Genomic DNA, 7,449 nt, shown 5'->3' with positions numbered 1-7,449 from the left:
TTTAGCTCAGTTGGTAGAGCAACGGACTGTTAATCCGTGTGTCGCTGGTTCAAGCCCAGCAAGAGGAGCCACATTAAAAAGCCTGAACATATTGTTCAGGCTTTTTTTTGCCTAAAATTTATGATCTCCCCATACATTAGTAATATGAGGAATTCCTCTTTAGCTCAGTTGGTAGAGCAACGGACTATCCTGTTTTGAAAATATAGCGTGTGTCGCTGGTTCAAGCCCAGCAATAGAGGCATATTAAAGCCTGAACATATTGCTCAGGCTTTTTTGCCTAAAATTTATGATCTACCTATACATTAATAAAATGAGAAATTCCTTTTTAGATCAATTGATAGAATAACCGACTGTCCTGTTTTAAAAGTATAAAGGTGCCGCTAGCACAAGCTTAGTTAGAAGAGGTTTATTAAAAAGACTCAATATAAGGTTTGTTAAATAGTGTTCGAGTGTTCAATAAGTAACGTTAGTATGTCAATTGACTAAATATGACTGGCGAGGTTATTGATTGAATTCAGGGTGAAGAAAAAACCTATTAAAAAGTTATCTAATAGGTTTCAGTTTTACTTGTGTTCTTTTTAAAAAGCCACATTACGACGTTGTCGCATTAAGAAGACAAAAGCGATACCGCCTGCTAAACCCGTTAAAATACCAATAGGCATATCTTCTGGTGGAATAATAATTCTTGCTACTATATCTGCAAAGACTAAAAATAATGCGCCTAGTAAAGCCGATAAGGGTAAAATTTTACGGTAGTCTCCACCCACTAACAAACGCACAATATGCGGCACCATTAACCCTACAAAACCGATTACACCAGAGAAAGCAACAGCGGCACCTGTTAGCAATGCACAGACTACAATAACAATTAAGCGGAAGCGTTGTACAGGTACGCCTAGCGTGCTGGCTGTCTCATCGCCTAACATCATGGCATTGAGGTATCTTGCTTTATAAATAAGATAACTCGCGCCTAATAATAAAGTGATGAATGGAAACCAAAGCTGATTCCATTGTGCTAGCCCTAATCCACCCAACATCCAAAATATAACCGTATGTGACGCGCGGTGATCCCCCATGAAGATAAATAAGTTACTTAATGCAGTGAGTACAAATGCGACCGCGACTCCTGCAAGTACTAATCTACCGGCACTGTTAGCCATAGAGAAGTTCGCCACACCTAAGACTAAAAACATAGCAAACAACGCCCCAATAAAAGCGAATACAGGTACAGTTACCATCCCTAAAATCATACCTGTATGTAGCAACGCAATAATAGCGCCCAGAGCGGCTCCAGAAGAGATTCCTAATAAGTGAGGGTCTGCAAGCGGGTTACGTGTTATGGATTGCAATGCGGCACCAACTATAGCAAGCGTAGCGCCCACAATGGCTGCTAAAATAGTACGAGGAAAACGGACTGCCCATACAATGTTTTCACGTCCTATGGACCAACTAGGCAAGCTATTGGAGAAGGATAGCTTATGAGCTATCACTCCCCATACTGTTGATTGTGATATAGGCACGGAGCCAACACCAATTGCGATACCCATTGCGATAATGAGCAGTAAAGCTAAGCTCATCAATAACAAACCTAATGGTATAGCAGAAAAGCTTAGCTTTTTAGTCGAAGATGATTTTTTCATTATTTCGTTCTAAAGGCTTTAGCTAAATGTTTGATGGCTTGGATATTTCGTGGTCCAGGCGTTGCTTCAACATATTCTAAAATAACAAAACGATTGTTCTTTACTGCGGGAATATCTTTAAGTCCTGAATGATTACGTAGAAAATCAATTTTTTGCTGTGCTGTGACATCGCCATAGTTAACAATAACGATGACTTCTGGTGCACGATCTATGACTGATTCCCAACCTACTTTTATCCAATTCTTTTGTACATCATCAATAATGTTTTTACCGCCTGCCGCTTCAATTAATGCAGTCGGCATACCATTCATTCCTGCGGTAAAAGGTTGCTCCTCACCAGAATCATAAACAAAGACTTTAGTTGGGTGAGCAAGTGGTGCTAAATTAGCCTGAAACTCTTTTAATTCTTTTTTATAGCCAGCAACTAGTTTATTGGCGCGTTCTTCAACATTAAAAATACGGCCTAGATTGGTTAAGTCGTTATAAAGATCATCCATTGAGACTTTATCTTTGTTCATAATATGAACACAACTTTCACTTAATTCATAAACGTTTATACCTAATGGAGCAAGCGTATCTGGGGTTACTCCTCCACCAACACGCATACCATAGTTCCAACCTGCAAAGTAGAAGTCAGTATCTGCTCCCAGTAAAACCTCTTTAGTGGGGTATTTAGGTGAGAGTTCTGGCAATTCTCCAATGCCAGCGCGTAAAACAGGATCAAGCGTTTTCCAACCAGAAATACCCGTTACACCTACCATCTCATCTTGTAAACCAAGTGCTAACATCATTTCGGTTAAATTCACATCATTTGAAACGGCTGCCTTTGGCTTGCTCTCAAAAGTGACAACGCGATCGCAGCTTTTAATCTCAATAGGGTAGTGCCCTGTATCGCTCTGTGCTGCATATACAGTATTGGCTAATAAGCTCGTTAATATAATGGCGGTATATTTAAATGGGGCACTAAGGTGAATCATGGTTAATTAATCCTGTTGGTTATTTGTATAAAAAGAAAATCGCGGACGTTGTGTTATCGGATGTTGGTCAATGATGGTTTTAACTTCAAATACATGTTCAATTTGTTGTTCTGTAAATGCTTCATTTGCTGCTGAGTAACCTTGCATCTGTCCATCTTTCATCACGAGTACACGATCTGCATAAGCGGCTGCTAGCGATAAATCATGTAAAGAGACGATGATAGTGCAAGGTAATGCAGATAATAATTCAAGCACTTCAAGTTGATGACGAATATCTAAATGATTGGTGGGTTCATCTAGAATCAAAACATCAGGGCCTTGTACTAAAGCACGGGCAATCATAACGCGTTGTCGTTCGCCGCCAGACAACGCGTTAAAGTTACGTTCAATAAGATGAGAGACATCCAATAACGCTAATACGCCTTCAATGGCTTCATTATCTTCTTTGGTGCGTTTCCAACTCGTGGATTTAGGCGTTAAACCAATTTCAACCATTTCAAATACACTCAAACCAAATTCTGCGCCAGTATCTTGTAATACCGTTGCAATACGTTGAGCACAGCTGCGAGCAGGTAATGACCAAATATCTTTTCCATCCATTAATACTTGGCCTGAAGAAGGTTTATTAACACGGTATAAGCAACGTAATAAACTGGTTTTACCTGAGCCATTTGGTCCCACTACGGCAACAAATTCAGCAGGATTAACGGCAATACTAATAGGATGAAGTAATGGAGCGTGTTTATAGGGTGACCAGGCTAGATTATTTAACTCAAACGCAGCTGGTTTACAATCTGCAAAGCATTGCAATGAGATTGTATTTTCTGACCTTTTTTTGTCGTTATTCGTAGATGGGTTATTTAGCAAAGCAGTAGAGTCCTATAACGACTAAGGTATTAAAAAGCACATGTTTGAAATGGGGAAATATTAAATAGGACTATACGTAAGGCATTTTATATAAACAAGTAAAGAGACGTGAGTAATTTTCATTATCAGTTGAAATTAATCAATAGACGTATCTCAGTTAGCCATTGATGTTTTTTATTTAAAATGAATTAACTTAAGGAAATATATTGTTTTTCTAAAGGCAAATAAACCTGCTCATTATTCTTATTGTATTTTTATGCCGATTGTTGATTTTAAATCAAATAAACACTTAAAAGTGACATAAAACGGCATAAAACGATGTTAAGTGGAGTACGGATAAGTTATGGTTCTGCACAATTTTTTTTAAGGACTTTGAGAGGGAATTTATGGAGTCAGTACAAAATCACGTCACTGCATTAATCAGTAGTGCGGATACCTTGTTTATATTATTAGGCGCAATCATGGTTTTTGCCATGCACGCAGGCTTTGCTTTTTTAGAAGTCGGCACCGTTCGCCACAAAAACCAAGTTAACGCATTAGTTAAAATCATGTCTGACTTTGGTGTATCAGCTTTGGTCTACTTCTTCTTTGGTTATTGGTTAGCTTATGGCGTTACATTCTTTGATGGCGCTGCAGTACTTGCTGAAAATAATGGCTATGAGCTCGTTAAGTTTTTCTTTTTGATGACTTTTGCTGCTGCTATTCCAGCGATTATATCTGGTGGTGTTGCTGAGCGTGCTAAGTTTAATCCGATGCTCATTGCTGCTGCATTGTGTGTGGGTCTTGTTTACCCTTTCTTTGAAGGTTTAATTTGGAATAGTAACTATGGATTTCAAGGCTGGCTAGAAACTAATTTTGGTGCTGCCTTCCATGATTTTGCTGGCTCTATTGTTGTGCATGCTGTAGGTGGTTGGATTGCTTTTGCTGCGATTATTGTTTTAGGTAGCCGTAATGGTCGTTACCGTAATGGTAAAGTTGTTGCGTTTGCACCTTCGAATATTCCTTTATTGGCATTAGGTGCATGGATACTGTCTATTGGTTGGTTTGGTTTTAACGTGATGTCTGCACAAGCAATTGAAGGCATCAGTGGTTTAGTGGCAATGAACTCTTTAATGGCGATGGTTGGCGGCATTATTAGTTCGCTTGTTATTGGTAAAAAAGACCCTGGCTTCATTCATAATGGGCCATTAGCTGGTTTAGTGGCTGTTTGTGCGGGTTCTGATTTAATGCATCCAATCGGCGCTTTAATGACGGGGCTGGTTGCTGGTGGATTATTCGTTTGGGTATTTACCTACGTGCAAAATAAATTTGCTAGTTTCGACGATGTGTTAGGTGTATGGCCATTACATGGACTGTGTGGTTTATGGGGTGGTGTTGCTGCTGGTATTTTCGGACTTGAAGCCTTTGGTGGTTTAGGCGGTGTTACTTTTATGAGTCAATTAATTGGTTCTTTAGCGGGCGTATTATTCGCTGTTGTTGGTGGATTCATTGTTTATAAAATAGTGAACGCCATTATGCCTATTCGTCTTAGTGAAGAAGATGAGTTTAATGGTGCTGATGTCGCGATTCATAAAATTGGTGCAACTAACTTAACTAATAACTAGGTTTTATATTATTTATTATGTTCATTATGGTATTCAAGTTTACCCATTGGAGTGTGCTTTAGAATATTGAAACGTTTTAAATCAAAAGGCTGAGAAGAGATTCTTGGCCTTTTTACTTTAAAAGTTGACTAATTTTAACAAAAAAGTGCGTTTTCAATTTATAATGATGCAGCACATAATTTGAATCATTTTATATTGTTATTATCAGCCGATTTTAAATTTTACCCATTTGGAGAAATATCATGAAAGTAGTTGAAGTAAAACATCCCCTTATTCAACATAAATTAGGTTTATTACGTGAAGCGGATATTAGTACCAAACGTTTTCGTGAGCTAGCACGTGAAGTTGCAAGCCTATTAACCTATGAAGCGACGAAAGATTTAGAACTAGAATCAGTCACAATCCAAGGTTGGGAAGGAGAGTTAGAAGTTCAACAAATAGCAGGTAAAAAAGTAACAGTAGTGCCTATTTTACGTGCTGGATTAGGTATGATGGATGGTGTTTTAGATTACATACCAAGTGCAAAAGTAAGTGTTGTTGGTATCTATCGTGATGAAGAAACACTAGAGCCTGTGCCTTACTTCCAAAAATTAGTAAGCCAAATCGATCAACGTTTAGCATTAGTTGTTGACCCAATGTTAGCCACTGGCGGTTCAATGATTTCAACATTAGATCTTATTAAAGAAAGTGGTTGTACTAATATCAAAGTATTAATTCTAGTGGCTGCACCTGAAGGTTTAAAAGCATTAGAAGCATTACACCCTGATATTGAAGTGTATACCGCTTCTATCGATTCTCACCTGAATGAAAGTGGTTACATCGTGCCTGGTTTAGGCGATGCGGGTGATAAAATATTTGGTACTAAGTAGCATTAATAAATAGCACTAATAAATAGTATTAATAAATAGTATTAATAAATAGTATTAATAAATAGTATTAATAAATAAAAATAAGGTGAATGATTGCCTTATTAAAAAATTGAGTATGTTGATTTAATATAATATTTAAGTCAGCGTGCTAACAATATTCAAATGTAAATTATTAAAGGGAATTATTCATGTCTGATGTTGCCCCAGAAGACCAATCCACGCTACCTGAACAAGATCTCACCGCCAATCTTAATATATTTCAACAAATGCTAGCGGGTTCTCAAATGTTATTTGTTGCCTTTGGTGCATTGGTCTTAATGCCTTTGATCACTGGCCTCGATCCTAATGTTGCTTTATTTACTGCTGGTATTGGGACGCTGTTATTTCATTTAGTCACTAAAGGTCAGGTTCCGATTTTCTTAGCCTCTTCTTTTGCTTTTATTGCTCCGATTGCTTACGGCGTTCAAACGTGGGGTATCCCTGCGACTATGTCTGGTTTGTTTGCTGCCGGTGTAGTTTATATGTTGATGTCTTGCGCTGTAAAACTGAAAGGTGTTGAATTCATTCATCATTTATTACCTCCTGTTGTAGTGGGGCCAGTGATCATGGTTATTGGTCTTGGCTTAGCGCCTGTTGCTGTGAATATGGCACTGGGTAAAACGGGGGATGCAAGCATGGTATTGATTGACCAAAATACCGCGATGATCATCTCTTTTGCTTCTTTGATTACCACCTTGATCGTCTCGACATTAGCGAAAGGTATTTTTAAATTAGTGCCTATTTTTTGTGGTGTGATTGTTGGTTACTTGTTATCGCTGTTTTTTGGTATTTTAGATTTCACTGTAATATCTAATGCAGCATGGTTAAGTGTTCCAAAGTTTGTTGCTCCTGAATGGAATTGGCATGCGGTATTATTTATGATCCCTGTTGCCATTGCGCCTGCTGTTGAACATGTTGGTGATATTCTTGCTATCAGTAATGTCACGGGTAAAAACTATCTGAAAAAACCTGGATTACACCGTACCTTATTTGGCGATGGTATTGCGACTAGTGCTGCGTCATTATTTGGTGGTCCACCTAATACAACTTACTCTGAAGTGACTGGTGCGGTTATGTTGACGCGTAACTTTAACCCTAAAATTATGATGTGGGCGGCGGTTATTGCCATTTTACTTGCCTTTGTTGGTAAGTTTGGTGCAGTATTACAAACCATTCCTGGTGCGGTAATGGGCGGGATCATGATGTTGTTGTTTGGTACGATTGCCTCTGTTGGTTTAAATACGATGATCCGTCATCGTGTTGATTTATCGCAACCACGTAATATGTGTATTGTGTCAGTTACCTTGGTGTTTGGTATTGGCGGTATGGCATTAGGTATTGGTTCATTCAGCTTACAAGGTGTTAGTCTTTGTGGGATAGTGGCTATTTTACTTAATCTAGTATTACCACGTCATCGAGCATAACGCTTAGTCGTTACTAGGTTACAAAAGTA

General features: G+C 38.4%; 6 protein-coding genes and 1 tRNA gene. 4 read left to right on the top strand and 3 right to left on the bottom strand.

Features of this window, described 5'->3' with window-relative positions:
* Nucleotides 1–154 precede the first annotated feature (154 nt).
* Nucleotides 155–241: transfer RNA gene (locus Q0794_RS14610), tRNA-Ser, on the top strand.
* Between the two features lie 337 nt (nt 242–578).
* On the opposite strand, the gene Q0794_RS14605 is transcribed toward Q0794_RS14610, so the two are convergent.
* Genes Q0794_RS14605 through Q0794_RS14595 form a run of 3 tightly spaced genes read right to left on the bottom strand, consistent with a single transcriptional unit; the run spans nt 579 to nt 3,484 of the window.
* Complete coding sequence (locus tag Q0794_RS14605; RefSeq protein WP_298943112.1) at nt 579–1,640, bottom strand: iron ABC transporter permease; 1,062 nt, start codon at nt 1,638–1,640, stop codon at nt 579–581.
* The gene (locus Q0794_RS14600) at nt 1,640–2,617 is read right to left on the bottom strand and encodes an ABC transporter substrate-binding protein (RefSeq protein WP_298943110.1); all 978 of its coding nucleotides are present in this window, start codon (nt 2,615–2,617) and stop codon (nt 1,640–1,642) included. Before Q0794_RS14600 ends, Q0794_RS14605 begins: the two co-directional genes overlap by 1 nt.
* A gap of 6 nt (nt 2,618–2,623) precedes the next feature.
* Complete coding sequence (locus Q0794_RS14595; protein WP_298943109.1) at nt 2,624–3,484, bottom strand: ABC transporter ATP-binding protein; 861 nt, start codon at nt 3,482–3,484, stop codon at nt 2,624–2,626.
* Nucleotides 3,485–3,870: 386 nt separating this feature from the next.
* Here Q0794_RS14595 and Q0794_RS14590 point away from each other — a divergent pair, with 386 nt between their 5' ends.
* The 3 genes from Q0794_RS14590 to Q0794_RS14580 all read left to right on the top strand — a co-directional run bounded on the left by Q0794_RS14590 (nt 3,871) and on the right by Q0794_RS14580 (nt 7,420).
* A complete protein-coding gene (locus Q0794_RS14590; protein WP_298943107.1) occupies nt 3,871–5,088 on the top strand; it encodes an ammonium transporter in 1,218 nt (405 codons plus the stop codon).
* Between the two features lie 242 nt (nt 5,089–5,330).
* Nucleotides 5,331–5,957, top strand: coding sequence for a uracil phosphoribosyltransferase (upp, locus tag Q0794_RS14585; protein ID WP_298943106.1), 627 nt, complete (start codon nt 5,331–5,333; stop codon nt 5,955–5,957).
* Between the two features lie 188 nt (nt 5,958–6,145).
* Entirely contained in the window at nt 6,146–7,420 is a 1,275-nt protein-coding gene (locus Q0794_RS14580; RefSeq protein ID WP_298943104.1) for a uracil-xanthine permease family protein, read from the top strand.
* Nucleotides 7,421–7,449: the final 29 nt, after the last annotated feature.

Origin of the sequence: uncultured Psychromonas sp. (genome assembly GCF_947489755.1) — a bacterium.
GTDB lineage: Bacteria > Pseudomonadota > Gammaproteobacteria > Enterobacterales > Psychromonadaceae > Psychromonas.
This window is presented reverse-complemented; position numbering and strand designations above follow the sequence as displayed.